The 26,850-nt window shown below is 69.5% G+C and carries 26 protein-coding genes and 1 pseudogene; 12 read left to right on the plus strand and 15 right to left on the minus strand.

All coding sequences use genetic code 11. The features are described 5' to 3' along the window. Positions 1 to 62: 62 nt before the first annotated feature. From MJQ72_RS13820 to MJQ72_RS13835, 4 genes are all read left to right on the plus strand, one after another. Positions 63 to 449 (plus strand): transcriptional regulator, encoded by a 387-nt coding sequence (locus MJQ72_RS13820; RefSeq protein WP_240601320.1) that lies wholly within the window; start codon positions 63 to 65, stop codon positions 447 to 449. 11 nt (positions 450 to 460) lie between these two features. Next, positions 461 to 1,519 (plus strand): alcohol dehydrogenase catalytic domain-containing protein, encoded by a 1,059-nt coding sequence (locus MJQ72_RS13825; RefSeq protein ID WP_240599556.1) that lies wholly within the window; start codon positions 461 to 463, stop codon positions 1,517 to 1,519. A gap of 86 nt (positions 1,520 to 1,605) precedes the next feature. Continuing rightward, on the plus strand, positions 1,606 to 1,743 hold the full coding sequence (locus tag MJQ72_RS13830; RefSeq protein WP_240601616.1) for a hypothetical protein: 138 nt from the start codon (positions 1,606 to 1,608) through the stop codon (positions 1,741 to 1,743). Further along, positions 1,731 to 2,360 carry an alpha-ketoglutarate-dependent dioxygenase AlkB gene (locus MJQ72_RS13835; RefSeq protein WP_240599557.1) on the plus strand — a complete coding sequence of 210 codons (630 nt, stop codon included), beginning with the start codon at positions 1,731 to 1,733 and terminating at the stop codon, positions 2,358 to 2,360. The genes MJQ72_RS13830 and MJQ72_RS13835 overlap by 13 nt, the downstream gene beginning before the upstream one ends. A gap of 63 nt (positions 2,361 to 2,423) precedes the next feature. Here MJQ72_RS13835 and MJQ72_RS13840 read toward each other — a convergent pair whose 3' ends face one another. The 6 genes from MJQ72_RS13840 to MJQ72_RS13865 all read right to left on the minus strand — a co-directional run bounded on the left by MJQ72_RS13840 (position 2,424) and on the right by MJQ72_RS13865 (position 8,165). Then, on the minus strand, positions 2,424 to 3,680 hold the full coding sequence (locus MJQ72_RS13840; protein WP_240599558.1) for an HNH endonuclease signature motif containing protein: 1,257 nt from the start codon (positions 3,678 to 3,680) through the stop codon (positions 2,424 to 2,426). A 187-nt stretch (positions 3,681 to 3,867) separates the two neighbouring features. Continuing rightward, positions 3,868 to 4,725 carry a biotin-dependent carboxyltransferase family protein gene (locus tag MJQ72_RS13845; protein WP_240599559.1) on the minus strand — a complete coding sequence of 286 codons (858 nt, stop codon included), beginning with the start codon at positions 4,723 to 4,725 and terminating at the stop codon, positions 3,868 to 3,870. Beyond that, positions 4,722 to 5,327, minus strand: coding sequence for an allophanate hydrolase subunit 1 (locus tag MJQ72_RS13850; protein WP_240601321.1), 606 nt, complete (start codon positions 5,325 to 5,327; stop codon positions 4,722 to 4,724). The genes MJQ72_RS13845 and MJQ72_RS13850 overlap by 4 nt, the downstream gene beginning before the upstream one ends. Beyond that, positions 5,327 to 6,085, minus strand: coding sequence for a LamB/YcsF family protein (locus MJQ72_RS13855; protein ID WP_240601322.1), 759 nt, complete (start codon positions 6,083 to 6,085; stop codon positions 5,327 to 5,329). Before MJQ72_RS13855 ends, MJQ72_RS13850 begins: the two co-directional genes overlap by 1 nt. Before the next feature lie 14 nt (positions 6,086 to 6,099). Beyond that, entirely contained in the window at positions 6,100 to 6,894 is a 795-nt protein-coding gene (locus tag MJQ72_RS13860) for a putative hydro-lyase (RefSeq protein WP_240599560.1), read from the minus strand. A gap of 26 nt (positions 6,895 to 6,920) precedes the next feature. Continuing rightward, positions 6,921 to 8,165 carry an MFS transporter gene (locus tag MJQ72_RS13865; protein WP_240599561.1) on the minus strand — a complete coding sequence of 415 codons (1,245 nt, stop codon included), beginning with the start codon at positions 8,163 to 8,165 and terminating at the stop codon, positions 6,921 to 6,923. Between the two features lie 182 nt (positions 8,166 to 8,347). Here MJQ72_RS13865 and MJQ72_RS13870 point away from each other — a divergent pair, with 182 nt between their 5' ends. Continuing rightward, positions 8,348 to 9,010, plus strand: a complete 663-nt coding sequence (locus MJQ72_RS13870; RefSeq protein WP_240601323.1) for a GntR family transcriptional regulator — start codon at positions 8,348 to 8,350, stop codon at positions 9,008 to 9,010. Between the two features lie 54 nt (positions 9,011 to 9,064). Here the strand turns inward: MJQ72_RS13870 and MJQ72_RS13875 are convergent, their stop codons facing one another. From MJQ72_RS13875 to MJQ72_RS13885, 3 genes are all read right to left on the minus strand, one after another. Continuing rightward, the gene (locus tag MJQ72_RS13875) at positions 9,065 to 10,903 is read right to left on the minus strand and encodes a ricin-type beta-trefoil lectin domain protein (RefSeq protein WP_240599562.1); all 1,839 of its coding nucleotides are present in this window, start codon (positions 10,901 to 10,903) and stop codon (positions 9,065 to 9,067) included. Beyond that, on the minus strand, positions 10,900 to 12,126 hold the full coding sequence (locus MJQ72_RS13880) for a glycoside hydrolase family 16 protein (RefSeq protein ID WP_240599563.1): 1,227 nt from the start codon (positions 12,124 to 12,126) through the stop codon (positions 10,900 to 10,902). Before MJQ72_RS13880 ends, MJQ72_RS13875 begins: the two co-directional genes overlap by 4 nt. Before the next feature lie 153 nt (positions 12,127 to 12,279). Further along, on the minus strand, positions 12,280 to 13,527 hold the full coding sequence (locus MJQ72_RS13885; RefSeq protein WP_240599564.1) for an ROK family protein: 1,248 nt from the start codon (positions 13,525 to 13,527) through the stop codon (positions 12,280 to 12,282). Positions 13,528 to 13,612: 85 nt separating this feature from the next. Between MJQ72_RS13885 and MJQ72_RS13890 the strand changes: the two genes are divergently transcribed. Beyond that, entirely contained in the window at positions 13,613 to 15,001 is a 1,389-nt protein-coding gene (locus MJQ72_RS13890; protein ID WP_240599565.1) for a GH1 family beta-glucosidase, read from the plus strand. A 192-nt stretch (positions 15,002 to 15,193) separates the two neighbouring features. Then, complete coding sequence (locus MJQ72_RS13895) at positions 15,194 to 15,829, plus strand: DUF2306 domain-containing protein (protein WP_240601324.1); 636 nt, start codon at positions 15,194 to 15,196, stop codon at positions 15,827 to 15,829. Here the strand turns inward: MJQ72_RS13895 and MJQ72_RS13900 are convergent. Beyond that, complete coding sequence (locus MJQ72_RS13900; protein ID WP_240599566.1) at positions 15,801 to 16,943, minus strand: acyl-CoA dehydrogenase family protein; 1,143 nt, start codon at positions 16,941 to 16,943, stop codon at positions 15,801 to 15,803. The two genes, MJQ72_RS13895 and MJQ72_RS13900, sit on opposite strands and share 29 nt — an antisense overlap. Continuing rightward, a pseudogene (locus MJQ72_RS13905) lies at positions 16,940 to 19,290 on the minus strand (bifunctional salicylyl-CoA 5-hydroxylase/oxidoreductase). The gene MJQ72_RS13900 and the pseudogene MJQ72_RS13905 overlap by 4 nt, the downstream one beginning before the upstream one ends. Before the next feature lie 48 nt (positions 19,291 to 19,338). On the opposite strand from MJQ72_RS13905, the gene MJQ72_RS13910 reads away from it, so the two are divergent. Continuing rightward, positions 19,339 to 19,737 (plus strand): RidA family protein, encoded by a 399-nt coding sequence (locus tag MJQ72_RS13910; RefSeq protein WP_240599567.1) that lies wholly within the window; start codon positions 19,339 to 19,341, stop codon positions 19,735 to 19,737. Here MJQ72_RS13910 and MJQ72_RS13915 read toward each other — a convergent pair. Next, entirely contained in the window at positions 19,734 to 20,582 is an 849-nt protein-coding gene (locus MJQ72_RS13915) for a PaaX family transcriptional regulator C-terminal domain-containing protein (protein ID WP_240599568.1), read from the minus strand. The genes MJQ72_RS13910 and MJQ72_RS13915 overlap by 4 nt on opposite strands. A gap of 72 nt (positions 20,583 to 20,654) precedes the next feature. On the opposite strand from MJQ72_RS13915, the gene MJQ72_RS13920 reads away from it, so the two are divergent. The 3 genes from MJQ72_RS13920 to MJQ72_RS13930 are packed head-to-tail and all read left to right on the plus strand — an operon-like array spanning position 20,655 to position 22,155. Next, positions 20,655 to 21,314: an oxidoreductase gene (locus MJQ72_RS13920; RefSeq protein WP_240599569.1), complete on the plus strand. Its 660-nt coding sequence runs from the start codon at positions 20,655 to 20,657 to the stop codon at positions 21,312 to 21,314. Positions 21,315 to 21,351: 37 nt separating this feature from the next. Beyond that, positions 21,352 to 21,702: a PLDc N-terminal domain-containing protein gene (locus MJQ72_RS13925; protein WP_240599570.1), complete on the plus strand. Its 351-nt coding sequence runs from the start codon at positions 21,352 to 21,354 to the stop codon at positions 21,700 to 21,702. Between the two features lie 36 nt (positions 21,703 to 21,738). Further along, positions 21,739 to 22,155 (plus strand): nitroreductase family deazaflavin-dependent oxidoreductase, encoded by a 417-nt coding sequence (locus tag MJQ72_RS13930; protein WP_240599571.1) that lies wholly within the window; start codon positions 21,739 to 21,741, stop codon positions 22,153 to 22,155. A gap of 1 nt (position 22,156) precedes the next feature. Here MJQ72_RS13930 and MJQ72_RS13935 read toward each other — a convergent pair whose 3' ends face one another. After that, on the minus strand, positions 22,157 to 23,338 hold the full coding sequence (locus MJQ72_RS13935; protein WP_240599572.1) for an acyltransferase: 1,182 nt from the start codon (positions 23,336 to 23,338) through the stop codon (positions 22,157 to 22,159). Between the two features lie 97 nt (positions 23,339 to 23,435). Further along, positions 23,436 to 24,770: an FAD-binding oxidoreductase gene (locus tag MJQ72_RS13940; protein WP_240599573.1), complete on the minus strand. Its 1,335-nt coding sequence runs from the start codon at positions 24,768 to 24,770 to the stop codon at positions 23,436 to 23,438. Between the two features lie 70 nt (positions 24,771 to 24,840). Between MJQ72_RS13940 and MJQ72_RS13945 the strand changes: the two genes are divergently transcribed. Continuing rightward, a complete protein-coding gene (locus MJQ72_RS13945; RefSeq protein ID WP_240599574.1) occupies positions 24,841 to 25,725 on the plus strand; it encodes a LysR family transcriptional regulator in 885 nt (294 codons plus the stop codon). On the opposite strand, the gene MJQ72_RS13950 is transcribed toward MJQ72_RS13945, so the two are convergent. Continuing rightward, complete coding sequence (locus tag MJQ72_RS13950) at positions 25,694 to 26,758, minus strand: class I SAM-dependent methyltransferase (RefSeq protein ID WP_240599575.1); 1,065 nt, start codon at positions 26,756 to 26,758, stop codon at positions 25,694 to 25,696. The genes MJQ72_RS13945 and MJQ72_RS13950 overlap by 32 nt on opposite strands. Positions 26,759 to 26,850: the final 92 nt, after the last annotated feature.

Consider the following 26,850-nt stretch of genomic DNA (forward strand, 5'->3'; position numbering starts at 1 on the left):
CGATCATGTGTTCCCACGCCTAGGCTGCGCTTTTCCGGGTGGCTAGCGAGCGTGCGAAGGCGATGAAGATGACCGGTCAGCGGACACACACCATCGACCGGGGGGTGGCGGAAGGACGTGAACTCAGACGGCTTTTGGAAACCGGGCCGTTCGCGGACGCCCTCAGGGCGGCGATCAGGGCGAGGGGCCTCGGCCTCGATCGGATCCGGTACCGGCTGAGAGGGCGGGGGTGCTCGGTCAGCCTCGCGACGCTGAGCCACTGGCAGTCGGGGCGTTGCCGTCCCGAACGGCCGGAATCCCTGCTGGTGCTCAAGAATCTCGAGGAGGTCCTCGGGGTGCCGCCGGAGTCGCTGTCAAGGCTCCTCGGGCCGCCGCGCGGGCGCGCGGCCCGGTGTACGGTGCCCGGCGAGGGCCTCGTGACGCAGCGAGGCCGGGACACGGGAACTTAGCGGGAGTGCGAGTGCGGGCGGTCGTCTTCGAGGAGTTCGGGGTGCTGCCCGAGGTACGCGTGGTGCCGGATCCGGTCGCGCCGCCGGGCGGGGTGGTGATCGCCGTCGAGGCGACCGGGGTGTGCCGCAGCGACTGGCACTCCTGGCAGGGGCACGACACGTCGGTGAAGCTGCCGCACGTCGCCGGGCACGAGCTCGCCGGCCGGATCGCGTCGCTCGGCGAGGGCGTCCGCGGCTGGTCGGCAGGCGATCGGGTGACGGTGCCGTTCGTCTGCGCCTGCGGCACCTGTGCCCAGTGCGCCGCCGGTGACCAGCAGATCTGCGATCGCGAGTTCCAGCCGGGCGCGACCCACTGGGGTTCGTTCGCGGAGTACGTCGCCATCGAAAACGCCGAGGTCAACCTCGTGGCGCTCCCGGATTCGCTGTCCGCCGCGGAGGCGGCGGCGCTGGGTTGCCGGTTCGGGACGGCGTTCCGGGCCGTGCTGCGCCAGGGCGGGGTCCGGCCCGGTCAGTGGGTGGCGGTCTACGGCTGCGGTGGCGTCGGCGTCTCGTCGATCCTGCTGGCCGTCGCGGCCGGTGCGTCGGTCGTCGCCGTCGACCCGTCTCCGCAGGCCAGGGCGCTGGCTTCGCGGATGGGCGCCGCTTCGGCCGTCGATCCTTCCGAGTTCGAGGGCCACGAGGCCGTCGCTCTTCATGTCCGGGAGCTGACCGGCGGCGGCGCGCACGTCTCGCTCGACTGCCTCGGCTCGCCGACCACCTGTGCCGCCTCGATCGGGAGCCTCCGCAAACGCGGACGGCATGTCCAGGCCGGTCTGATGCCGCCCGCGCAGGGCATCGCGCCCATCCCGATGCACCGGGTGATCGGCGCGGAGCTGGAGATCGTCGGCATCCACGGCCTGCAGGCGCACGAGTACCCCGAGATGCTGCGGGTGGTGGAGGCGGCCGGGATCGACCTCGAAGGCATGATCGGCAACCGGGTCGGCCTCGACGAGGTCCCCGCGGTGCTCGCGGCGATGAACGACCCGGTGCCCGCGCGGGCCGGGGTGACCGTGGTCGAATTCGCACAGTGACCGGGTGAACGCACTGCGGTCAACCGGCCGATCGGAGTAGTCCGAAAGGTGGCTTCTGCTGCCGCTTTGTGGCAGCTTGCTTGGCCGTGACAGTCATGGATGCCCCGTCCGAGCCGCGTTTCGTCCGGCAGGTGCTGCGCTGGTTCGCCGCGGCCGGTGTCATGGTGCGGGGCCACCGGATCGTCGGCGCGTGTCCTGGCAGACTCGACATGTGGACGCGCTGATCCCTCGCCCGCGGACCGAAGTCGCGCCCGGCGCGGTGCACGTTCCGGACTGGCTCGACCTCGACGCGCAACGTCGTCTGGTCGAAGCCTGCCGCGGCTGGCGTGGCTACCGGCGGACACGGCTGCCGAACGGCGGTGTCATGTCGGTGCGGACGGTGTGCCTCGGCTGGCACTGGCATCCGTACCGGTATTCGAAGGTGACCGACGACGGCTCCCCGGTGCTGCCGTTTCCATCGTGGCTCGCCGATCTGGGCAAGCAGGCCGTCTCGGACGCCTACGGGGCTTCGTCGTACGAGCCGGACATCGCGCTGGTGAACTTCTATGATTCCGCCGCGAAGATGGGGCAGCATCAGGACAAGGACGAGGCTTCGCTGGAGCCCGTCGTGTCGCTGAGCCTCGGGGACGCCTGCGTCTTCCGGTTCGGGAACACGACCGATCGCGGCCGGCCCTATACGGATGTGGATCTGCGCTCGGGGGATCTGTTCGTGTTCGGCGGGGAATCCCGGCTGGCTTTCCACGGGGTGCCCCGGGTGTTGCCGGGGACCGCTGATCCGGCGCTGGGTTTGGCGGGACGGTTGAACATCACCTTGCGGGTTTCGGGACTTCCTTCGGCTTAGGTTTCCTGGGCCATTTTCACAGCTGGCTGCGAGTTCGGTTTCCGGCCACCGACAAGGGGCGGTCTATGTCCTGAGGTGCATGGTGTTGCGCCTCGGTGTCCCGGTCGGGTCGAGGTAGGCGGGCGGGGTGAATTCGGGGAGTCCGTCTTGGGCGATCTGGACTTTCCATTCGCTGCGGTGGATCAACCGGTGGTGTTTCGTGCACAGGAGGACGAGGTTGTCGATTTTCGTTTCGCCGTGATGTCGCCAGAAAACAATGTGATGAGCGGTGCACCGCGGGACGGGCATGTCACAACCCGGGAAGGCACAGCCGCCGTCGCGGAGGGTGAGGGCGTATTTCTGGGCCAGGGAGACGGTGCGTTTGGAGCGGCCGATGTCCAGCGGTTCGCCTGCGGTGCCGAGGACGCCGGGTCTGACGCGGGCGTCGCAGGCGAGGATGCGGGCGTCGGTGGCACTGATCGGCCCGACCAGATCAAGGTGGGCTTCACCGAGATCGTTCATCAAATCCTCGTAGGACATGGTGACGAGGATGTGGGTGGCTTCCCCGGCTTGGCCGGGAAGGTTACGGCTGGTGGTTTTCAGGCGGACGTAGTCGGTGAAGGCATCCCCGTAACGTTCGTCCTGGCTGCGGGAGTCACGCACGCCGTCGATGGCTTTGTGGGGTTTGGCCATCGGGTCGAGGTCGGATTTGAGGCGGGCGTAGGTTTCCAGGTCGAGTCTGGCTTTGAGGCCCAAGGTGCCGTCGCGGTGCTTCACGAACCGCAACTCCGGCCGGGTCTCCTTCGGGTCCTCGTTGCGGGGTTCCTTCCCATCGGGGTCGAGCTCGTCCAGCAGGCGCCGTCCGGCGCGGGCGATCTGCCGTGGCCCCGCGTGCCGGGCCAGCTCGACCAGGATCTTCTCCCCAGCCCGCACATCCTCCTCAGGCACAGAAGACGGGATCCGGGCGAGGGTTTTGATGATCGCGTCGATCTGGCCGCCGCCGATCGCGCCCTCCGCGGCAGCCTCGGCTGTGAGTGGAGCCAGGGGTGGTTCGGGATCGCCGCCGATCGACGGGCCAGGGTGCAGGGCGAGGACCCGGTCGGCGCGGGCACTGGCTTCCTTGTCCGACACCAGGAAATCCTCGACAATCAACCCCGCCAACGTCGAATGACCACTACAGCCACGCACTCCACGGGAGTTGATTTCCGCGAGGATCGCGTTCTGCTCGGCATCCAACCGCCGCTTCTGAATTTCGAGTTCCTGTTTACGGGCGTGCAGCGTCGCCGTATCGACGCGCCACCACTCGGTGGACGTCTTCGGAGAGGCATCGTCGCTGGACACAAGATCAACGCTACGCCGAATCGAACACCTGTGCTATAGCATATTCAGACTATATCGCGCTCAATGAACTCCGTACGTGATCAATCCGGCCCGCGGACGGAAAGTCCGAATCGGCCAAGAAGGAATATCGGAATCCGCGCCGCCGGAACACCAAGACGGAACACAGTGCGCCGACGCGGCCAAACCCTCAAACCAGCCGGAAAAGCACCCGCTGCCCCGGCCGCACCTGCGCGGCCAGGTCCAGATCCGCTTCCTCCACCACGGCGATCACCGGATAGCCGCCGGTCACCGGGTGGTCGGCCAGGAACAGGATCGGCTGCCCCGAAGGAGGTACCTGCAACGCGCCCGGCACGGCGGCCTCGGGCGGCAATTCGCCACCACGTGCCCGCGACAACGCGGGACCGGCCAGTCGCACACCCACCCGATCGACGTCGGCGGTGGCGACGTAACCAGTGGAGACCAAAGTGGACAGTGCGTCGGAAACGAACCACGAAACGCGAGGCCCCGGAGTTACTCGCAGGACCGGTACGTCCGGCAAGGGCGCACGAGGAGCGAGATCCACCCCGGGGTGGGAGAGCGCCCGCTGCCCCACCGGCAAAGTCATCCCGGCCGAAAGCGCGGGCGGGCCGAGTCCGCCCAGTGTGTCGGTCGACCGCGCGCCCAGCACGGCGGGGACGTCGATACCGCCGCGCACGGCGACATAGCACCGCAAACCGTGAGAAGCCATCCCGAGGACGAGTTCTTCGCCGGGGCCGACCTGGATCGGAGAGCCGGGGCCGAAAGCCCGTCCGCCGACGGTGATCGAGCACGGCGCGCCGGTGACGGCGACGGTCGCCGGAGCCGGGAATCGCAGGGCGAGGCCGCCCAGAACGCATTCGAGGGCCGCGTGGCCCTCGGGGTTCCCGATCAGCCGGTTCGCCAGCCGCAGCGAACCGCGGTCGGCGGCGCCGGACCGGCCGACGCCGATCGCGGCCAGCCCCGGTCGCCCGAGATCCTGCACGGTGGTGAAAACGCCGGGGCGGAGCACTTCGATCTTCGCGGTCATGAAGTGAACCGGATCCGGGTGCCGGGAGCCAGCAGGTTCGGCGGCTCCCGCTCGACGTCCCACACCGGCAGCGTGGTGCGCCCGATCAGCTGCCAGCCACCGGGTGAGGCGTTCGGGTACACCGCCGTGTACTCGCCCGCGATGGCGACCGAGCCGGCGGGCACCCGGGTGCGCGGGCTCGTCCGGCGCGGCAGGTGCAGCGCGGGGTCGAGCCCGGTCAGATAGGCGAAACCCGGGGCGAAACCGCAGAACGCCGAGACGTAGGTCCCGTCTTCGTGCCGCCGGACGACCGCCTCCGCGGACATGCCGGAGGCGGCCGCGACATCGGCCAGGTCCGGGCCGTCGTAGTGCACCGGCACGACGATCTCGGCGGCTTCACGCGGTTTTATGTCCACTGTGGACCGGTAAAGGACGTCTTCGGCGAGCCGGTCGTGGTGGGTCCGGCCGGGGTCGAACCGGATGAGCAGGGTCCGCGCGGCCGGGACCAGTTCGAGGACGCCGTCCGGCGGGTCCTGCTCCAGTGACGCGTGCAGCCCGAGCACCTCCGACGGATCGTCGAAGTCGACCATGGCCGCACGCGCCCCATAGGGCAGCACTCGCATCATGCGGCCTCGAGGAACGATCCGATGTGGACACCGGAGGCGTCGAGCCCCGCGCGGATCCGGCGCGCCAGTTCGACGGCGCCGGGTGTGTCGCCGTGCACGCACAGCGAATGCGGCTGCAGCGCCAGCTCGGTGCCGTCGGCGGCGACGACCTTGCCGGTGGTCGCCATCGCGACCGCCCGGGAGGCCACCTCGTCGGCGTCGTGAAGCACGGCACCGGGCTGTTTCCGGGAGACGAGAAGGCCTTCGGGGGTGTACGCGCGGTCCGCGAACGCCTCGGCGTACGCGGGGAACCCGGCCGTTTCCGCCTCCTTGGCCATTTCCGACCCCGGCGGGCACAACAGCGCGAGCCCGGGGCGGAACCGCCGGATGGCCTCGACCACGGCGGCCGCCTGCTCCGGATCCACCGCCGCCGTGTTGTACAGCGCTCCATGCGGTTTGACGTACCGCACGCTCGTTCCCGCCGCGCGGGCGAACGCGTCGAGCGCGCCGATCTGGTAGAGCACGTCGTCGGCCAGATCGGCGGGGGCGACGTCCATCGCCCGCCGCCCGAAACCGGCCAGATCGCGGTAGGCGACGTGGGCGCCGATGACGACGCCCCGCTCCGCCGCGCGCTCGCAGACGCGCCGCATCACCGACGGGTCGCCGGCGTGGAAGCCGCAAGCGACGTTCGCGCTGGTGACGATGTCGAGCATGGCGTCGTCGTCACCCATCTTCCAGGCGCCGAAACCCTCGCCGAGGTCGCTGTTGAGATCAATACTGTTGAGATCCATCAGGCCACCCTGAACTCACTGTCGAGTTTGTCGGTCACGAACATGTAGCCCGGCGCGTGCGTGATCGCGAACGGCGGCCGCGAGGCCATCAGCGCCGCCTGCGGGGTCACGCCGCACGCCCAGAACACCGGCACGTCACCGGGGGCCGCGTCGACCGGGTCGCCGAAATCGGGCTTGCCGAGGTCGGCGATGCCGAGCGCGGCGGGATCGCCGATGTGCACCGGCGCACCGTGCACGGCGGGCATCCCGCGGGTGATGCGCACGGCGTCGTCCACGCGGTCTTCGGGGATCTGCCGCATCGAGACCACCATCGGCCCGCGCAGCCGCCCGGCCGGGACGCACTCGCGGTTCGTCAGGTACATCGCCACGTTGCGGCCCTGGTCGACGTGCCGCAGCGGGATGCCCACCGCGGCCAGCGCCGATTCGAAGGTGAAACTGCAGCCGATCGAGAACGCGACCATGTCGCTGCGCCACAGCCCGCTCGCGTCCGCGATCTCGCCGGACAGCGCGCCGTTCTGCCAGACGCGGTAACGCGGCAGGTCGGTGCGCAGATCCGCGCCGGGCGCCAGCCGGGTCGACGGGTCGCCGGGGTCACTGACGTCGAGCACCGGACAGGGCTGCGGGTTCCGCTGGCAGAACAGCAGGACGTCGTAGGCCCAGTCCTCGGGGACGGCGATCAGGTTGGTCTGGGTGAACCCGTTCGCCCAGCCGGTGGTGGGGCGGGCCGTGCCCGCGCGGAACAGGGCGCGGGCCTCGCCGGGGGACAACGTCGCCGGGTCGTCGAAGGTGGTCATCGCGGTGCCTCCTCTTCCGATTGTGGTCACAGCAGTTCGCGGCCGCGAGTCTCGGGCAGGCCGAGCAGGGCCAGCACGGCGATCCCGTAGCCGACCGCGCCGAACACCATCGCGCCGCCCGCGCCGAGGAAACCGACCACGGCGGGGAACGTCGCGCCGATGGCCCGGCCGAGGTTGTAGGTGAAGCCCTGCCCGGTCCCGCGCAGCGCCGACGGGTACAGCTCGGCGAGGAAGGCGCCGAACCCGCTGAAGATCGCGGACATCGAGAACCCGAGCGGGAAGCCGAGGAACAGCACGAGCGTGTTCGCGCCCGCCGGGATCTGCGTGTAGGCGACGATGAGGCCGGCCGACAGCACCGAGAACAGCAGGAACGTCTTCTTGCGGCCCAGGAGATCGGTGAGATAGCCGCCGGTGACGTACCCGATGAAGGCGCCGGAGATCAGGAACGCGAGATAGCCGCCGGTGCCGATGACGGTGAGGCCGCGGGTGGTCTTCAGGTAGCTCGGCAGCCAGGTCGCGAGCGTGTAGTAACCGCCCTGGACACCGGTGGCGAGCAGCGCGGCGAAGAACGTCGTGCGCAGCAGGTCCGGTTTGAAGATGCCTGCCAGCGAGCCGCGTTCCTTCTTCGTGGCCCGGGCGGCTTCCGCGACGGGCGCGTCCTGGACGTTGCGGCGGACCCACAGCACCAGCAGCGCCGGGATGACGCCGGTCCAGAACATGACGCGCCACGCCATGTCCGGGCTCCAGATGCTGAAGACCACCGTGTAGACGACGACGGACAGCGCCCAGCCGACCGCCCACGCGCTCTGCACGAAGGCGACCGTGCGGCCGCGGTACTTCGCCTGCGAGTACTCCGCGACCAGCGCGGCGCCGGCGGCCCATTCGCCGCCGAAGCCCAGGCCCTGCAGGGCCCGGAAGACCAGCAGCGTCTCGAAGTTCGGCGCGAACCCGCAGAGCACGGTGAAGATCGTGTACATCGCGATGGTGAGCTGGAGGGTGCGGACCCGGCCGATGCGGTCGGCCAGGATGCCCGCGCCGATGCCGCCGATCGCCGAGACCACCAGCGTCGTGGTCCCGAGCAGGCCGGCCTCACCGCCGGAGAGGCCGTAGTAGGCGGTGATCGCGGCCAGGCCCAGCGGCAGGGTCTGGTAGTCGAACGAGTCGAGCCCGTATCCGCCGAAGGCGCCGACGAAGGCCCGGCGGCCTCGCGAACCGAGCGTGCGGAACCAGGCGAAGGGGCGGGTGTCTTCGGTAGTGGCTGTCGCGTCCATCGGCACCTCCAGAGGGTGGATCCCATCGTGGCACGGGTCACATGGGAAGCCACTGTAGGGATTGTTCAACAATTCCACAAGGGGATCCTTGGCTCGGACTCTTGTAGCCGGTTAGTATCGGTCACGTGACGATCGCGGAGGGTGGTCCTGCCTCGGTTCAAGGACTCGAAGCGGATCGCGGCATGGTGAGCCGCACCAGCACGGCCGAAAGGGTCGCGGGTGTCCTCCGCACGCGCATCGCGGAAGGGTTCTTCCTGCCCGGCGTCCGGCTGTCGGAGCACGACATCGGCTCGGCGCTCGGCGTCTCCCGCAACACGCTGCGCGAGGCGTTCCGGCTGCTCACGCACGAACGCCTGCTGACCCACGAGCTCAATCGAGGGGTCTTCGTGCGGGTGCTGCCCGTCGAGGACGTCGTGGACCTCTACAAGGTGCGCAAGGTCGTCGAGTGCTCGGCGGTCCGTGCGGTGACGGAGAAGCCCCCGACGTTCGCGAAGCTCGCGCGCCTGGTCGAGGACGGCAGGCTCGCCGAGCGGAGCGAGCGCTGGCAGGACCTCGGCACCGCGAACATCCGGTTCCATTCGGCGATCGCGGAGCTGAGCGGCAGCGAGCGGATCGACGAGCTGATGCGCGGCATCCTGGCCGAGCTGCGGCTGGTGTTCCACATGATGGCCGACCCGCGGCGGTTCCACGAGCCGTACCTCAAGCGCAACGCGGAGATCCTCGAGCGCATCGAGGCCGGCGACGGCCTGGGCGCCGAAAAGCTTCTCGCGCAGTACCTCACCGACGCCGAAAACCAGCTCGTCGAGGCCTACGCCGAGCGCTCCCAACCGCATTCAGAGGACTGAATGCGGTAGTTCGGAGTCGAACTACCGCATTCAGAGGACGAAACGCGTGGGGCGCTAGGGGGTGACCCACTTCTGGTTGGCGGCCCCGGTGCAGGCCCAGATCTGCAGGCGCGTGCCGTTGGCCGAGGAGTTCCCGGTCGCGTCCAGGCATTTGCCCGAGCCGGAGTTCACCAGGTCGCGGGCGGCGTTGGCCGCCCACCGCTGATTCGGCCCGCCTGCGCAGTCCCACAGTTGCAGCGGCGCGCCGTCCGCGGTGGACATCCCGGTGACGTCGAGGCATTTGCCCAGCGCCCGCACCGTGCCGTCGGCCTGGAACGACCACCGCTGCGCGGCCGAGCCGTTGCAGTCGTAGAGCTGCACCGCCGTCCCGTTGGCACTGTTCGCCCCGGCCACGTCGACGCATTTGCCGCCCAGTCCGGTGATCGCGCCGGTGCGGACGCCGCCGCCCGACTGCGTCCCCGACCACGTGAGCGTCGCCGACGTCGACGCGGGCAGCGTGTAAGTGAAGGACTGGCCGCCCCAGTTGACGCGCACGTTCTGGCTCGCGCCGCTGGTGTTGTACGCGATCAGCGCCTTCGACCCGTCCGGATTCTTCCACGCGACGTTCCGCACCGCGGAGTTGTCGTTCGACGAGATCCGGTACGCGCCCGGTTTCACGAACTTCGTCAGGTGGCCCATCGTGTAGTACTCGACGGTGTAATCGACCTGCCCGTGCCGCGAGTCTCCATTGTGGACAGTGATCAGCCCGGTGCAGGTGCCGCAGCCGCCGTTGTGCGGCCCCATGTTCTGGTCCACCGCGAGGCTCCATTTGATGAAGCTCTTGCTCCAGTTCCGCGTGTAGTCGACGATGTTCGCCATGTCTTCGGCCTGCTGATGGCTCACCCAGGTCCCGCCGGAATGCTCCGTGCTGTACGCGGGCACGTCCGGGTACTGGTCGTGCACCCTCGTCTGCTGGGCGACGTCGCCGCCGTAGCCGTGCCACGCCATCCCGCCGAAGTTCGGATCGGTGCGGATCGCCGTGTCGTCCATCGTCGGCGCGCCGAATTCCGCGTACTTGTCCCAGTTCCAGTCCAGTGCGAGGACCTTTGTGGACAGTCCCTTCAAGGCGGGCAACAGGTTGGTCTTCGTGAAGTACTGGAGACCGGCGCCGTTCCAGTTCATCGACGGATAGCTCGCGCAGCAGGTCGGCTCGTTCTGCACCGACACGTAATGGATCGGGACACCCTGCGCCTGATATGCCTGGATGTACTTGACGAAATACTGCGCGTAGGCCGGGTAGTACTCGGCTTTCAGCCAGCCCAGCTTGAAATCGCCGTTGTCCTTCATCCACGGCGGCGCGCTCCACGGCGACGCCATCACCTTGGTCGCCGGGTTGATCTCCCTGGCCTGTTTGGTCAGCGGCAGGATGCTGTCGAGGTCGTGCGCGATCGAGAACTTCGCCAGGTTCGGATCGGTCTGGCCCGCCGGGAGATCGTCGAACGAGTAGCTGAACCGCGCCAGATCCGAGGATCCCAGGGGGTTGCGGATGAAGTTGACGCCGATCCCCGAAACGGGGTCGAACAGCTTCCGCATGGTCTCGTCGCGGGTCGCCTGCGACAGCGCGCCACTGCCTTTCATCAGCCACGCGGCGGTGTCGGTGAACGACGCGCCCGCGCCCTCGAACTGCTGGTACGTGGTGTTCTCGTCGACGGTGATGGTCTGCTGACCCGTTCCGGTGCCCGCGGCGAAGGTGATCGGTGACTGCTGCTGGAGCCCGCGCGTGACGTTCACGCCGCGCGAGTCGTTCGTGGTGGTGAGCCAGATGTTCACCGTCTCACCCGCGGCCTGCGCCGGCGTCGCGACGAGGGTGGCCGCCGCGATCACCGCGGCGCCGAGCAGCGGCAGCCGTTTCACGGCGTCGTCCACTTCTGGTTCGCGCCGCCCCCGCAGGTCCAGATCTGGAGTCTGGTCCCGTTCGCGGAGCTGTTCCCGGTGGCGTCCAGGCATTTGTCCGCCTGCGGGTTCACGATGTCGCGCGCGCCGCTGATCGCCCACTTCTGCGCGCCGGATCCGTTGCAGTCCCACAGTTGCACGGCGGTGCCGTCCGCGGTTCCGCCGCCGGAGACGTCCATGCACTTGCCGAGCGCGCGGATCGTGCCGTCGCCGCCGACGGTCCAGTTCTGCGCGGCGTTCCCGTTGCAGTCGGTGATCTGGATCGGGGTGCCGTTGGCGGTGTTCGCCCCGGCGACGTCGACGCATTTGCCGCCGATACCGGTGATCCGCCCGGTGCGCCCGGCGGTGTCGCTGGAGTTGACGTGCACGTAGTCGACGACGAGCCGCTGCGGGAAGACGGTGCTGGAGTTCGGGTCACCCGGCCAGTAGCCGCCGACGGCGAGGTTCAGGATCAGATAGAAGGGGTGGTCGAAGACCCAGCGGTTGCCGTTGAGATCGGCTGGGGTGCGGGTCTGGTAGAGGTTCCCGTCCACGTACCACTTGATCTGGTTCGGTGCCCAATCGACGGCGTAGGTGTGGAAGTCGTCGGAGAAGTTCGGGCCGTTGTAGGCCGCGCCGATACCGCCCGCGCCGGAGTAGCCGGGGCCGTGGAGGGTGCCGTGCACCGTGTTCGGCTCGAAGCCGACGTTCTCCATGATGTCGATCTCGCCGCTGTTGGGCCAGCCGACGTTGCCGATGTCGGCGCCGAGCATCCAGAACGCGGGCCACATCCCCTGTCCGCGCGGCAGTTTCATCCGCGCCTCGAAGCGGCCGTAGGTCTGGGTGAACTGGCCCTGCGTGGACAGCCGCGCCGAGGTGTACTCGCACCGGCCGTACCAGCAGTTGTAGTTGCCGGGGTTCTCCTTCTTCGCGGTGATGACCAGGTTGCCCTGGCCGTCGAGCGCCGCGTTGTTCGTCCCGGACGTGTACCACTGCCGCTCGTGGTTGTTGACGTTGTCGCCGGTCTCGAAATGCCATTTCGAGGTGTCGATACCCGCGCCGGCGGGCCCGGTGAAGTCGTCGGTGAAGGTCGCGGCCATGACCGCGGCCTCGGCGGCCGGGGGCTGCGCGGTGGCCGGGAGTGAGCCGAGGAGAACGCCGGCGGCGAGGAGCGCCGCCCAGCGGAAACGAGTTGAGATGGACATCGTTGTCGCCTCTCTGACCGTTGGGGACCCCACGCGGCAGGGACGCGCGGGAGAACGGAAAGCGCTGGCAGAACCACTTTGTTGTGCCTGACAACAAAGTATGCATGGTCTCTACCACTGCGACAAGACGTATTTTTCGAACTCGAATTAAGGTCAGGCGGCGGTGCCCCGCTTCGACCCGGCCGTCCGCGGGTCCGCGCCCTGGTCCAGGAGGGCGGCGACCGGGAGGGTGGCGGCTCCTATGGCGACGGCGTCCGGCCCGAGCTGCCCGAGCTCGATCTCGGTCTGGTCGAACACGTGCGCCAGCGCGTGCTCGCCGGCCACCCGCCGGATCTCGGGCAGGTACCGTTCGCCGAGCGCGAGCCCGGCCCAGCCGCCCAGCACGATCCGCTCCGGGTTGAACAGGTTGATCAGGTTGCCGATCCCGGCGCCGAGATAGCCCGCGGTCTCTTCCAGCACCTTGGCCGCGGCCTTGGCCTTGCCCGCCGACTCCAGCAGGGCCGCGAACTGCGTCTGCTCGTCGTCGTCCGAGGCCGTCTTTCCACCGCGCGCCTTGCGATAGCGGGCGAGGACACCCTCCGCGCCGACGTAGGACTCCAGGCAGCCGCGTGCCCCGCAGCGGCATTCCTGACCGCCGTAGACGATCGTCGTATGGCCCCATTCGCCCGCGCTGCTGGTGGAGCCCCGGTAGGTGGTGCCGTCGGTGATCACGGCCGCGCCGACCCCGGAGCCGATCAGGGCGATCACCGCGTGCCGGGCGCCGCGGCCGGCGCCGAACCACATTTCGCCCTGGCCCTGGGTTTTCGCGCCGTTGTCGACGAACAGCGGAAGCTCGACGCCCTCCGCGCGCAGGAGGTCGGTGAGCGGGACCTCTTTCCAGCCGATGGTGGGCGCGTGCACGCGGAGCGCCTCGCCCTGGTGGACGGTGCCGGGGACGCCGACGCCGACACCGAGCACGGTCGCCTCGTCGATCCCCGATTCCGTGATCACCTCCCGGAGCCCGGACGCCACCTGGGTGACCGCCGCGGCCGCGTCCGGGCGCCGGGAGGCGAGGGGGTGCTCGACGGTGGCGAGCCGGTTCATGGCGAGGTCGAACAGCTCGACCTTCACCCCGGTCTCGCCGATGTCGACGCCCGCGACGTGGCCGTACGCCGGGTCGACCCGGAGCAGGACACGCGGCCTGCCGCCGTCGGACTCGACGAGACCGGCCTCGATGATGAGGCGTTCTTCGCCGAGCTCGGCGGTCACGTTGCTGACGGTCGCGGCGCTCAAACCGGTCAGACCGCTCAATTCGTGGCGGCTGAGCGGGCCGTCGAAGTAGAGTTTCGACAGGAGGAGGGAACGGTTGTGCCGCCGCAGGTCACGGACGGTGGTGCGCTTGGCAGGCATGCGGATACCCATCTTATGGCGGCGGACCTTTCCAGGATGCCCCACGACCTTAGCCTCCGCCATGTATCAACTGGTGAAATAAGGCGGGAAGAGGGTCATGACGGGGGACGACGAGCTCATCGGCTCCTTGCCGCCGGACTTCCGGTGGGGCGTCGGCAGCTCGGCGTACCAGATCGAGGGTGCGGTCGCCGAAGACGGAAGAACACCGTCCATTTGGGACACCTGGGCCCAGTCGCCGTGGTCGGTCGACAACGGTGACACCGGCGAGATCGCCTGCGACCACTACCACCGGATGCCCGCCGACATCGCGCTGCTCAAGGAACTCGGCGTCGACACCTACCGGTTCTCCGTCTCCTGGCCCCGTGTGCAGCCGCGCGGGCGCGGCGGCGTCAATCCCGCCGGGATCGCCTTCTACGACCGGCTGGTCGACGAACTGCTCAACAACGGCATCGATCCCTGGCTGACGCTGTACCACTGGGATCTGCCCCAGCACCTCGAAGACGCGGGCGGCTGGCCCGCGCGCGACACCGCCGTCCGGTTCGCCGACTACGCGATGCTCGTGTTCGAGCGGCTGGGCGATCGGGTCCGCCACTGGACCACGCTGAGCGAGCCGTGGTGCACGGCCATGCACGGTTACGTCCACGGAGTGATGGCGCCCGGCCGCCGGGACGCGAAGGCGGGGATGGCGGCGGCGCATCATCTGCTGCTCGGCCACGGTCTCGCCGTGCGGCGGATGCGGGAACTCGCGCCATCGGGGACGAAGTTCGGTATCACGCTCAATCTGAGCACCGCCGACCCGGCCACGCCCAGCGAGGCCGATCGCGAAGCCGCCCGCTTCGAGGACGGGCTGGGGACGCGGTTCTACCTCGACGCGCTCGTGCACGGCCGGTATCCGGAGGACGTCCTCGCGACCCTCGCGCGCCAGGACATCCGCCTGCCGTCCGAGCCCTGGGATCCGTCGATCATCGCGGCACCGCTCGATTTCCTCGGCGTCGACTACTACTTCGGCACGCGGTACTCCGGGGTGGAGGAGAACGGGAACGCGGTCGAGCACTTCGGGTTGCCGTCGTTCCGCAAGGTCCCGTTCGGGGCGCCGTCGACGGCGCTGGGCTGGGAGATCCTGCCGCACAAGCTCACCGAACTGCTCGTCCGGATCGGCCGGGACTACCCTGGCCTGCCGCTCTACGTCACCGAAAACGGCGCCGCGTTCGCCGACGTCCCCGACGAGACCGGTTTCGTCCGCGACGACGACCGCGCCGCGTACCTGTCCGCGCATATCGCCGCCACGGCCGCCGCGCGACAGGCGGGCGCGGATGTCCGCGGCTATTTCGCGTGGTCCTTTTTGGACAGTTTCGAATGGGCGTACGGCTACGCGAAACGGCTCGGCCTGGTCCGGGTCGACCGCGAGACGCAGGCGCGGACGATCAAGCAGAGCGGGCTGGCGTACCGGGATCTCGTCCACCGGGTGCGTGGCAGCCGGCGGTAGGGCCTGCTCCACCATCGAACCGGCGGCCCGCTCCATTCTTCCCCGAAGCCCCGCGTCCTAGGTTCGGCAGCGGAAAGGTGTTTACCGCTAACGGAAACGTGAGGGACAGTGATGACCGTCAGGCTGGAACGACGTGACCCGCCGGAGACGCCGCCACGGAAATCGTGGTGGCGACGGCCTTGGGTCGGGCCGATGGCCGTCATCGTCGTGATTTTCCTGGCCTTTTCGATGCCGCCTTATCTGTCGCTGGACCCGGCTCTGTCACGGGTTCCGCAGCCGCCCGGGTTCACCTCGCACTACTGGTTCCTCTCGGCGCACGTGCTGTTCGGCTCGATCGCGATGGTCGGCGCGCTGCTCCAGATCTGGCCGTGGTTCCGGGCGAAATACCCGGCGGTGCACCGGAAGATCGGCCGGGTGTACGTCTTCGCCGGGGTGCTCCCGGCCGGTCTGCTGGCGCTGACCGTCGGCGCGCTGAGCCCGTTCGGCCCGGCGACGCGTGTGGCCAACACCGTGGCCGGGGTGCTGTGGCTGGGGTGCACGTTCGCCGGCTGGCGCGCGGCGAGGCAACGCCGGTTCGGCGATCACCGGCGCTGGATGATCCGCAGTTTCGCGCTGACCATGTCGATCATTCTCAGCCGCCTGATCGGCCCGGTCGCGGAGATCGTGCTGCGACCGCGGCTGGAGACCACGTTCGGCGGCAGCGAACTCGCCTTGACCCAATCGGTCGCCGCGATCACGGCCTGGCTGAGCACGACGCTGGTCCTGCTCGCCACGCAGTGGTACCTCGACCGGCGCCCGGCTAGGAAGAAGCCAGCGATCGCGCGATGATCGTGCGCTGCACTTCCGACGCGCCTTCGTAGATCCGCGGCGCCCGGACCTCGCGGTAGAGGTGTTCGAGCAGATGCCCTCGCCGCAGCGCCCGGGCGCCGTGGATCTGCACGGCCGAGTCGACGACGTACTGCGCGGTCTCGGTGGCGAACAGTTTCGCCATCGCGGCCCGTCCGGCGAGGTTCCGCTCGCCCGCGTCGTACGCGGCGGCCGCGGCGTAGACGAGCAGGCGCGACGCTTCGGTGCGGGTCGCCATTTCGGCGAGGGTGTGCGCCACGGTCTGCTGTTTCAGCAGCGGCCCGCCGAACGCGACCCTGGTCTGCGCGTGGGCGACGGCGGCGTCGAGCGCGGCCTGCGCCATCCCGACGGCGAACGCGCCGACGCTCGGCCGGAACAGGTCCAGCGTCCGCATCGCCACGCCGAAGCCGCGGTCCTGTTCGCCGAGCAGTTCGTCCCGTTCGACGCGGACGCCGTCGAAGACCAGAGTGCCGATGGGATGCGGGCTGACGAGGTCGAGGTGCTCGCCCGACAGCCCGGCGCGATCGGCGGGGACGACGAACGCGGAGACCCCGCGCGATCCCGCTTCCGGGGTGGTGCGGGCGAAAACGCTGTAGAAATCGGCCTCGGGGGCGTTGGAGATCCACATCTTCTCGCCGGTGAGCCGCCAGCCGTCGCCGTCGGGTTCGGCGGCGAGCTCCAGCGCCGCCGCGTCCGAACCCGCGTTCGGCTCGGTGAGCGCGAAAGCGGCGACGGCGTCGCCCGCCGCCACGGCGGGAACCCATTTCGAGACCTGCGAGTCCTGCCCGGACTGCAGCACCGGATACGTGCCGAGGCCCTGCAGCGCCAACGCCGTCTCGGCCTCGGTGCTCTGGCTGGCCAGGGATTCCCGCAGGATGCAGAGATCCGTCGCGGCGGCCTCGCGGCTCGGGCTGCCGCCGCCGACGCCGGGGAACAGCCGGGCGAGCAGGCCGAGCGCGCCCATTTCCTTGAGCAGCGGCCGGTTGACCGCGCCTTCGGTGCCGGATTCGGCCAGCGGGCGGAGCTTTTCGGCGCCCAGCCGCCGGACTTCTTCGGCGAAGGCCTGCTGATCGGGGTTCAGTGCGAAGGCGGTCATCGGTCGCTCCCAGGTCGCCAGCGGGCGTGCGCGGTGCCGGGTTCCCCGAGCGAAGGAGTTCCAGCCGTGGTTTCGGGCCGTCGGTGCGGCCGCCCTGTGGTTTCCGGCTGCCCGCCGCGAACTGCTTGGGCCACGGCATCGGATAGCCCTGCTCGGCGGCGGCGTGCAGTGTCCACTGTGGATCGTAAAGGTGGGTTCTGCCGAGCGCGCACAGATCCGCGCGGCCTGCGAGGATCAGCGAGTTCACGTCGTCGTAGGAGGAGATCGCGCCGACGGCGATCACCGCGATCCCGTACTGGCGGCCGATCTCGTTGCGGATCCGGTCGGCGTACGGCGTCTGGTAGCTGCGGCCGTACTCGGGTTTCTCCTCGCTGACGACCTGGCCGGTCGACACGTCGACACCGTCCACGCCGTGCTCGGCGAACGCGCGGGCGATCTCGACGGCGTCGTCGACGTCGATCCCGCCGTCGTACCAGTCGGTCGCGGAGATGCGGACCGTCATCGGCCGCTCGGCGGGCCATGCGGCGCGGACGGCGTCGAAGACTTCGAGCGGGAAACGCAGCCTGTTCTCCAGCGAGCCGCCGTACTCGTCGGTGCGCCGGTTGGTCAGCGGGGACAGGAACGACGACAGCAGGTAGCCGTGCGCGCAGTGGAGTTCGAGGAGGTCGAATCCGGCGCGCGCGGCGGCGGACGCGGAGTGCGCGAACTGGTCGCGGATCTCGTCCAGCTCGGTCTTCGTGAGTTCGCGCGGGGTCTGGTTCGCTTCGCTGTACGGGATCGCGGACGGGGCGCAGATCTCCCAGTTGCCTTCGGGGAGCGGCTGGTCGATGCCGTCCCACATCAGTTTCGTGGAGCCTTTGCGCCCGGAATGGCCGAGCTGGACACCGATGCGCGCGGGGGTGTGGCCGTGGACGAAGTCGGTGACCCGCCGCCACGCCTGTTCTTGTTCCTCGGTGTACAGGCCGCCGCAGCCCGGGGTGATACGGCCGGTTTCGGAGACGCAGACCATTTCCGTCATCACCAGCCCGGCGCCGCCGAGCGCCTTGCTTCCCAGGTGTACCAGGTGGAAATCGGTCGGGACGCCGTCTTCGGAGGAGTACATGTCCATCGGCGAGACGACGACACGGTTCGGCAGGTCCAGGTTCCCTATACGGAACGGCTGGAACATCGGGGGCCGCACATCGGAGTCCAGAGTGGACGCGAACCAGGTGTCCAGTTCCGCGGCGAACTCGGGATCGCGCAGGCGGAGGTTGTCGTAGGTGACGCGGCGGCTGCGGGTGAGGATGTTGAACGCGAACTGCGCCGGATCCTGGTGGGTGTACTGGCCCATGTTCTCGAACCATTCGAGGCTCGCTTGGGCGGCGCGCTGAGTGGAGGTGACGACCGGCCTTCGCTCCGCCTCATAGGCTTTGAGCGCACTGTCCATATCGGACTGTTCGTGCAGGCAGGCGGCGAGCGCGAGCGCGTCCTCCATGGCGAGTTTCGTGCCGGAACCGATGGAGAAATGCGCCGTGTGCGCGGCGTCGCCGAGCAGGACGACGTTCTCGTGCCGCCAGCTCGCGCAACGGACGGTGGCGAACGCGGTCCACTTCGAGTTGTTGGCGAACACCTGGTGCTCGCCGAGGACGTCCGCGCACAGCTCGCGGATGACCTCGATCGACTTCTCGTCGCTTTCGCCGGGGGCCAGCGAGGTGGCGGCGATCTCGCCGAACGCGCGCTGCCAGACGTCCTCGTGCAGTTCGAGGATGAACGTGCTCGCGGTGTCGCTGTACGGATAGCCGTGGATCTGCATGATCCCGTGCGGGGTTTCGAGCACGGAGAACTTGAAGGCGTCGAACACGAGGTCCGTGCCGAGCCAGATGTACTTGCAGCGCCTGGTCTGGAGGCTCGGCCGGAAGCTCTCGGCGAGGGCGTTGCGGGTCGGCGAGTTGACGCCGTCCGCCGCGACGACGAGGTCGTACTCGGCGCTCGCTTCGGCCGCGCTCGGCGCCTCGGTGCGGAAACGGACGTCGACCCCGAGCTCCGCACAGCGTTCCTGGAGGATGCCGAGCAGCCGTTTGCGGCTCATCGCGGCGAATCCGTGCCCGCCGGAGGTGTGCACCGTGCCGCGAAAGTGGACGTCGATGTCGTCCCAGCGCGCGAACTCGCGGCGCATGGCGGCGTGGATCACCGGATCGGCGTGTTCGATGCCGCCGAGGGTCTCGTCGGAGAACACCACCCCGAACCCGAAGGTGTCGTCGGGCGCGTTGCGCTCCCAGACGGTGATCTCGTGATCGGGATGGAGCTGTTTCGCCAGCGTGGCGAAGTAGAGCCCCGCCGGGCCGCCGCCTAACACCGCGATACGCACGCCGCTCAGGGTATGTCGCGGTATGTACGACCGTCAACGATACGGGATATGCTGACCCGTATGGAGCGCATCAACCCGCCAGGGCTCGGCCGCCCGTCCGGCTTCTCGCACGCTGTCGCGGCGAGTGGCCGGTTCGTCTTCCTCGCCGGTCAGACCGCGTTGGACGAGGAGAACCGCATCGTCGGCGACGGCGTGGTCGAGCAGTTCGAACGCGCGCTGTCCAACCTGCTCACCGCCTTGCGCGCGGCGGGTGGGGAGCCGTCGGACCTGTGCAGCGTGACCATCTACATCGTCGACATGGACGACTACCGGGCCCACGCGCGTGAGATCGGCGCGGTGTGGAAGCGGCTGGCCGGGAGCGAGTACCCCGCGATGGCGGGCATCGGCGTCAGCCGGCTTTGGGACGCGGAGGCGCTGGTGGAGGTGCAGGGCTTCGCGGTCGTCTAAAGCAGTGTCCGCGAGACGTGCGCGGCCGCGGCCTCGCCCAGCCGCGAGTGCAGCGTGAAGAACAGGTCCGCGGCCCGGATCCCCGCCCAGCCCGGCGGCAGCAGTTCGGCGGGCAGGCCCGGATCGAGGTAGGGCAGCCGCCGCCAGTCGGTCAGCACGCGGACGTAGTCGGCGAACGCTTCCGCCTCGTCCGTGGTCTTGCGCCGCTGCCACCGCCGGAGCGCGCCCGCGTGCTCGTCGACGAAGGCGGTGTACAGCGCTTCGAGCTGGTCGAGGTCCCACCAGTCGCGGATCTTCTCCCGCACGTCGCCGAACGCGAGGTGCTCGGCGTGGAAGAGATCGGCGTACCCCTCGAGTTCGAGCCGCCGGAGCATGTCGGACGTCGCGTCACGCAGATGCGCGGGCGCGATCCAGACGCCGGACGACGCCGTCCCGAAGCCGAGCCGGGCCAGCTGGGTGCGAAGAACGTGCCTTTTGTGCCGTTCGGCCTCCGGGACGGAGAACACCGCGAGCAGCCAGCCGTCGCCGGGGGTGGCGCGTTCCCGGCGGAAGATCCGCTCGTCGCCTTCGCGCAGGATCGCCAGCGCGGTCTCGGAAAGCTCGTACCCGGCGGCCCCGTCGCGGCGCACCGCGGACAGGATGCCCCGGCGCTTCAGCCGGGAGATCGACGACCGGACGGCCGGTTCCTCGACGTCCACCCCGGCCAGCAGGTCGATCAGCGAGCGGACGGAGAGCCAGCCGCCCTCGCCGCGTGAGTAGAGGCCGTACACGGTCACGATCAACTGGCGCGGTTGCGCCGTTCGCCCCGCGCCGTCGACTTCGGTTGCCTCCGACACGGCCGTCACCCGGTCACCATACAACGACGATGAGCTCAGGTTTCGGCCGTGACCGAAGCGTTCCGCACTTAGCGTCACGGTATGGAGAACCCCCTGATCGAAGCCCCCGTTCCGCCGGTGCCCCAGGACGTCGAGCCGGGCGGTGTCCGGTGGTTGCGGGCGAACGTCGCCCGGTTCAGCCGCCCGGCGGACCACGCGCGGCGGCGGGCGCTCGTGCTCACCGAGCTGGCGCGGATGGGGCCCGTGCGGGACAAGGCCTTCGCCCTCGCCAAGGTGATGCGGGACGAGGTGGAGCGGGTTCCGGTCGCCGTACTCGCCGCGGAACTCGGCCTGCCCGACGTTTCCCGCGACATCGCGACGGTGTCCGGCGCCTACCACCCGCATACGGAGATCGGGGACGACGCCGAAGTAGCCATGCGGCGGCTCGTCGAGGTCTGCGGTGGTGACGCCGGCGAGCGGACCGCCGCGCGGATCGGGCTCCTGGTGCAGGCCTGCGACGCGACGGCCAAGCTGCTCGGCAAGGCGCTGGCCGCCCATCGGCCCGGTGAAGACAGCGAAAGCCTGCTCGACCGGGTCCTGCGCGAGGATCCGCCGGTCCGGGTCACGCGGCGGTGGGTCGGCGGCGAGGTGGTCGAAGTGGACCTGTCGGAGCATCCGTTCGGCGCAGGGCCGAAACAATGCCCCGGGGAAGCGCTCGCGCGGCAAGTGGCCGCGGGAATTCTCGACGCCCTGCTGTGCTAAGACTTACCCCGGTCATCTGGAACTGGGGAGTCTTTCGATGCTGTATTTCAATGGTTTCTTCGGAATTCTCACGCTCGGTCTGTGGATCTTCTGCATCGTCGACGTGATCACCACGGACGAGGGATCGTGCCGCAACCTGCCCAAGGGGATGTGGCTGCTGCTGGTGCTGATCGTCCCGCTGATCGGCTCGATCGTCTGGCTGGTCGCCGGCCGCCCGCAGCACGCCGCCCGTGCGCCGCGCGGACGGTACGAAAGGGAGACGCCGGCGTTCCCGGAGTACGACCGTCCGGGCCGGTTCGCCGCCACGAGCGCGGCGGACGACGAAGAGTTCCTCCGCAAGTGCCGGGAGCGCGCCGAGGAGCAGCGCCGCAAGGCCCGTGAAGGCTGAGTAGCCTCGGCGGAGAGATCGACACTGGAGGAAGAGATGTCCGAAGCACTCGACTGGAACAAGAACATCATCAAGGAGTTCCGCGAGAACGAGGGGAAGGTGGGCGGCCCGTTCGAGGGCGGCTCGCTGCTGCTGCTCACCACCATCGGGGCGAAGAGCGGCGAGCCGCGCACCTCACCGCTTGCGTACGCGGTGGAAGACGGCAAGTACGTCGTCGCCGCGTCGTACGCCGGGGCGGACAAGAACCCGGCCTGGTACCACAACATCGTCGCGAACCCGAAGGTCACCATCGAGGTCGGCACGGAGAAGTTCGAGGCGACCGCGACCGTCGTCCTCGAAGACCGCGCCGAGCGCGACCGTCTGTACGCGAAGATGGTCAGCATGATGCCGGGCTTCGCCGACTACGAGCAGAAGACCGACCGGGTGATCCCGATCGTCACCATTTCGCGCTGATTCAGCGCGCGCCGCTGGGGGCTTCGACGGCGTTCGGCCGCTTGAGTTCGGCTTCGGCCGCGCGCAGCGCCTTGCGCTCCTGGCGGCGCGCGATCAGCTTCTTGCCGGTGCGGATCATCGGCTGCTCCACCCAGCGGTGGATGAGATCCGCGATCGCGAGCCCGACCGCGAACACGGTCAGCGCGCTGATCATCCGGTGCTCGCCCAGCGGCGGGATCGCCGCGACCACGGCGAAATGCACCGGGCCCTGCAGCAGGTAGAGCGAGTACGAACGCTCACCGACGAACCGCATCACCTTCGTCGCCAGCAGCCAGCGCAGCGGCCCCGGCGAGACCAGCACCACCAGCAACATCGCCGAGAGCAGGCCGTAGGCGATCAGCAGGCCGAGGTTGCTGCCGGTCTCCCACCATAGGCTTTCCATGTTGACGTGCAGTACGGCGAAGGCGCCGAACACCGGGATCGCCGCGAGCGGATGGGTCAGCGGTTTGATCACCGCGTAGGACCGCCGGTAGTGCATCGCGATCGCCAGTACGCAGCCGATCAGCAGGATCGCGTAGTGCACGGTCGAGCGGTAGATCGGCACCTGCGGCCCGTTGAGCACCCAGCCGCTGGTGACCCCCACCAGCCCGGCCATCAGCGCGAACGCGGCGAACGCCAGCGCGAGTTTGCGCCAGGCCGCGGCCAGCCCGACGGCGCCCGCGACCACCAGCAGGAACGGCCAGAACAGGTAGAACTTCTCCTCGATGCCCAGCGTCCACGAGCCGCTGAAGAAGTTGTCCGGGCCGTTCGGGCTGCTGGCGGGGAAGAACTCGTTGAAGAAGGTCAGGTAGTACTTCAGCGCGTGCGGGAACTCGCGGGTGAAGAACTCCCCGCGCAGCCACACGAACACGATGATCCCGCCGAGGATCACCAGATACGGCGGCAGGATCCGGAACACCCGCCGCAGATAGAACGCCGAGAGCGAGATCCGGCCGGTCCGGTCCTGCTCACGCAGCAGCAGCGTCGTGATCAGGAAACCGGACAGCACGAAGAAGATGTAGACACCGACCCAGCCGGACAGCCAGCTCCACTTCGGACCCGCGAAGTGGAAGAGGATCACGATGGTGGCCGCGATCGCGCGCAGCCCGTCGAGCGCGGGGAACCGACGCATGGCGAGGAACTCGTCATGGTCCAAAGTGCGCACAGTGCCCCCTAATGGCGGTATCGGCCCGGAAGTATACGGGGGCCGCCGTCTGTGCCCTCGCCCCGGCCGGGGGCCTCCTACCAGCGGATTTCGGAGATCACCCAGCGTCACGCGCGGGTTCGACGTTGTGGGTCAGCCGGAACCGGTTCGCCGGATCGACGGCCGCCTTGACCTCGGCGAGCCGCCGCAGATCGGACGGCGAGTACACCTTGGCCGCTTCGTCGCCCGCGCCGCTGTCGCCGTAGACGAAGGTCAGGAGTTTGCCGGTCGTCTGGGGCTTCAGCGCGTCGAACAGCTTCCCGTGGGCCGCCTTGATCTCGGCCATGCTCGCGCCGTCCACCACGGACAGTGCCCGGACGGTGAAGCGGGCCTCGCGGTCCCAGCCGACCCCGGGGTGCTCGGGCGGGTCGGACAGCGCGCCGCCGAGCAGGTCCAGCAGGACGACGGTCGGTACCGGGGCGCCGGGGCCCGCGTGTTCGAGGATCGCGTCGAGCATCGTGTCGTCGAGCTCGGCCACGGTGACGTTGTCGGCGCGGTAGCCGTGCGGGAACGGCGGCTCGTTCGCGATCTTCCCCGAGTCGGTGAAGGGGAGCTCGGCGAGCGTGTCACCCAGCACGGGGGCGGCGGCGCGCAGCGGGGCGACCAGGCGTTCGCCCTCGGCGGCGTCGCCGAGGTAGGCGATCCGGATCTGCGCTACGTGCTGCCCGCGCAGCGGCTCGGGCACCATCGGCAGATCCGGCATCGGGACCATGCCCAGCGACGACGTCATCTCGCGCGGCAGGTCCGCCGCCCAGTCGCGCCAGGCGTGGAGCACCGCGGACAGCGACTCGGTGCCGAACTGCAGGCTCCCGCCGTACAGCCGGGTGACCGGGACGAGCCGGAACTCCAGCGCGGTGACGATCCCGAAGTTGTCGCGGCCGCCGCGCAGTGCCCAGAACAGGTCGCTTTCGGCGTCCGGGGTGGCGCGGCGGAGCTCGCCGTCGGCGGTCACGACCTCGATCGCGGTCACCTGGTCGGCGGCCAGCCCGAATTTGCGGCCGAGCAGGCTGAACCCGCCGCCGAGGGTGTAGCCGACGACACCGACGCCGGGGAAGGAGCCGCTCAGCGGCGCGAGCCCGTGCTTCGCGGCCGCCTCGATGACCGCACCCCAGCGCACGCCCGCGTCGACCCGTGCGACGCCGCCCTCGATCCGGATCCCGGTCATGCGGTGGGTGGTGACGAGCACGCCGCCCTCGAAGGGGACGCCCACGCCGTGGCCGGTCGAGTGGACGGCGATCGGCAGATCGTGCTCGGCGGCGTGACGGACGGCCTCGACGACGTCGGCGGCCGAAGCGGCGGGCACGATGACGTCGGGGCGGCGGGGCACCGCGGTCTGGAAACCGGCGAGTTCGTTGTCGTAGTCCGGGTCACCGGAGCGGAGCATCGTGGTCATGGCTCCAGCGTGATCTCGATTCGGCCAGAAGTCCAAGATCTGGTTTGTCTGGCAACTAGAATCATCGGTTATGGAACTGCGTCAGCTCGAATACTTCGTCGCGGTGGCCGAAGAAGCGAATTTCACCCGCGCCGCCGAGCGGCTGCACGTCGCGCAGCCCGGCGTCAGCGCGCAGATCCGCCGCCTCGAACGCGAGCTCGGGCAGCCGCTGCTCGACCGGTCGGCCAGGGCGGTGCGGCTGACCGAGGTCGGCGCCGCCGCGCTCCCGCACGCGCGGGCCGCGCTCGCCGCCGTCGCCGGGGTGCGGCAGGCGGTCGACGAGCTCACCGGGCTGGTCCGCGGCCAGGTCGCGATGGGCATGGTGTCCTCACGCGGCCCGGTCAACCTGCCGGATCTGCTCGCGCGCTTCCACGAGCGTCATCCGGCCGTCGACATCACGCTCGCCGAGGCGACCTCCGACGTCCTGCTCGCGGGCGTCGCCGACGGCCGGTTCGACGTCGCGCTGATCGGGGTCTCCGGCGAACCGCCGCCGGGGATCGGCCTCGAAGTCGTCCTCGACGAGCCACTGGTCGCCGTCTCCGGCCCGGACGATCCGCTCACCGGGCAGGCCACGATCACGTTGTCGGAGCTGGAGAGCCGGTCGCTGGTGAGCCTGCCGAAGGGCACCGGCATGCGCGCGATCGTCGACGCGGCGTTCCTCGCCGACGGCGCGCAGCCGAGGGTGACGCTGGAGGCGGGCGATCCGAACGTCGTCGCCGAACTGGTCGGGCGCGGGCTCGGCGTCGCCGTGGTGCCGATGTCGCTGGCGACGCATTACACGAAGCTGCACGCCATGGAGATCACTCGGCCGGCCGGGCTGCGCGCGAAACTGGCGCTGGCCTGGCGGACGGAGGGGCCGGTCAGCCCCGCCGCCCGCGTGTTCATCAGTCAGGCACGGGCGCTGCTCGGGTTGTGAGCCGCCACAGCGAGGTGACCTCCTTCGCGTCGGCCCGCGGATGCCTCGGCCGGATGTCCTCCCTGCCCCGGACTTCGAGGCCGGACCGCTCGAACGCGTCGAGGAGTTCTTCGCGCCGGCGCAGGCCCAGCAGTTCGGCGAGATCGGACAGGATCAGCCACGCTTCCCCGCCGGGTTCGAGATGCCGGGGCAGCCGGTCGAGGAACGCTTTCAGCATCCGGCTTCCGGGGTCGTAGACGGCGCGTTCGAGCGGGGTGTGCGCCCGGGCGGGCAGCCAGGGCGGATTGCAGACGATCAGAGGTGCGCGGCCCGGCGGGAACACGTCCACCTCAAGGGTTTCGATTCCGCCGAAACCCAGGCGATCGAAGTTCTCCCGCGCGCAGGCGAGCGCGAGGGGTTCGTTGTCCGTCGCCACCACGCGTTCGACGCCCCGGTGCGCGAGGACCGAGGCGAGTACGCCGGTGCCGGTGCCGATGTCGAACGCCAGTTCCTTGGCCGGCAAAGGAGTTCGCGCCACCAGATCGACGTATTCGCCGCGGACGGGGGAGAAGACCCCATGATGCGGGTGGATTTTGGCGCCGAGCGCCGGGATTTCGACGCCCTTCACCCGCCATTCGTGCGCGCCGACGACGCCGAGCAGCTCGCGCAAGGACACCAGCGACGCGGCGTCGGACGGCCCGTAGACCTCGGCGCACGCGTCGCGTACGTCTGGCGCTCGGCGCAACGGCAGGACGTGGCCCGGATCCAGCGGGACCAGCAGCCTGCCGAGGATCCGCGCCCGGCGTGACCGATGGTTCCGCTGCTCCGGAAAAGGTTTCCCGGCCGCCGTACCGCACCGGCGGGACATCGCGGCGAGGAGGTTCCGCGCGCCCGGGAAATCGCCGTACCAGGCGAGACCGGTGCCGGACGCGGCGAGCCGGAACGCCTCGCCGGCGGTGACGCGATCGTCGACGGGGACGACGTTTCCGGGCATTTTCGTGCCGACGGTGGTCAGCCAGCGCCGACCACCGTCCTTTGTGGACAGGGGGTTCATGGTTTCCGTTCCTGTTTTCGCCCGCGGCGAAGAGACCCCGCGGGCTCCGTGGGGTGTGGTCAGGAACGGCGGTTAGTGGACCACCGCGGCAT

It is taken from the genome of Amycolatopsis sp. EV170708-02-1 (assembly GCF_022479115.1).
GTDB lineage: Bacteria > Actinomycetota > Actinomycetes > Mycobacteriales > Pseudonocardiaceae > Amycolatopsis.

Coding starts and splice junctions, on each gene's coding strand:
- MJQ72_RS13945 (WP_240599574.1), top strand. CDS start 24,841: ATGGAACTGCGTCAGCTCGAATACTTCGTCGCGGTGGCCGAAGAAGCG.
- MJQ72_RS13860 (WP_240599560.1), bottom strand. CDS start 6,894: ATGACCACCTTCGACGACCCGGCGACGTTGTCCCCCGGCGAGGCCCGC.
- MJQ72_RS13910 (WP_240599567.1), top strand. CDS start 19,339: ATGCTGACCCGTATGGAGCGCATCAACCCGCCAGGGCTCGGCCGCCCG.
- MJQ72_RS13845 (WP_240599559.1), bottom strand. CDS start 4,725: ATGACCGCGAAGATCGAAGTGCTCCGCCCCGGCGTTTTCACCACCGTG.
- MJQ72_RS13850 (WP_240601321.1), bottom strand. CDS start 5,327: ATGCGAGTGCTGCCCTATGGGGCGCGTGCGGCCATGGTCGACTTCGAC.
- MJQ72_RS13820 (WP_240601320.1), top strand. CDS start 63: ATGAAGATGACCGGTCAGCGGACACACACCATCGACCGGGGGGTGGCG.
- MJQ72_RS13880 (WP_240599563.1), bottom strand. CDS start 12,126: ATGTCCATCTCAACTCGTTTCCGCTGGGCGGCGCTCCTCGCCGCCGGC.
- MJQ72_RS13930 (WP_240599571.1), top strand. CDS start 21,739: ATGTCCGAAGCACTCGACTGGAACAAGAACATCATCAAGGAGTTCCGC.
- MJQ72_RS13925 (WP_240599570.1), top strand. CDS start 21,352: ATGCTGTATTTCAATGGTTTCTTCGGAATTCTCACGCTCGGTCTGTGG.
- MJQ72_RS13870 (WP_240601323.1), top strand. CDS start 8,348: ATGGTGAGCCGCACCAGCACGGCCGAAAGGGTCGCGGGTGTCCTCCGC.
- MJQ72_RS13940 (WP_240599573.1), bottom strand. CDS start 24,770: ATGACCACGATGCTCCGCTCCGGTGACCCGGACTACGACAACGAACTC.
- MJQ72_RS13920 (WP_240599569.1), top strand. CDS start 20,655: ATGGAGAACCCCCTGATCGAAGCCCCCGTTCCGCCGGTGCCCCAGGAC.
- MJQ72_RS13900 (WP_240599566.1), bottom strand. CDS start 16,943: ATGACCGCCTTCGCACTGAACCCCGATCAGCAGGCCTTCGCCGAAGAA.
- MJQ72_RS13890 (WP_240599565.1), top strand. CDS start 13,613: ATGACGGGGGACGACGAGCTCATCGGCTCCTTGCCGCCGGACTTCCGG.
- MJQ72_RS13885 (WP_240599564.1), bottom strand. CDS start 13,527: ATGGGTATCCGCATGCCTGCCAAGCGCACCACCGTCCGTGACCTGCGG.
- MJQ72_RS13950 (WP_240599575.1), bottom strand. CDS start 26,758: ATGAACCCCCTGTCCACAAAGGACGGTGGTCGGCGCTGGCTGACCACC.
- MJQ72_RS13895 (WP_240601324.1), top strand. CDS start 15,194: ATGGCCGTCATCGTCGTGATTTTCCTGGCCTTTTCGATGCCGCCTTAT.
- MJQ72_RS13865 (WP_240599561.1), bottom strand. CDS start 8,165: ATGGACGCGACAGCCACTACCGAAGACACCCGCCCCTTCGCCTGGTTC.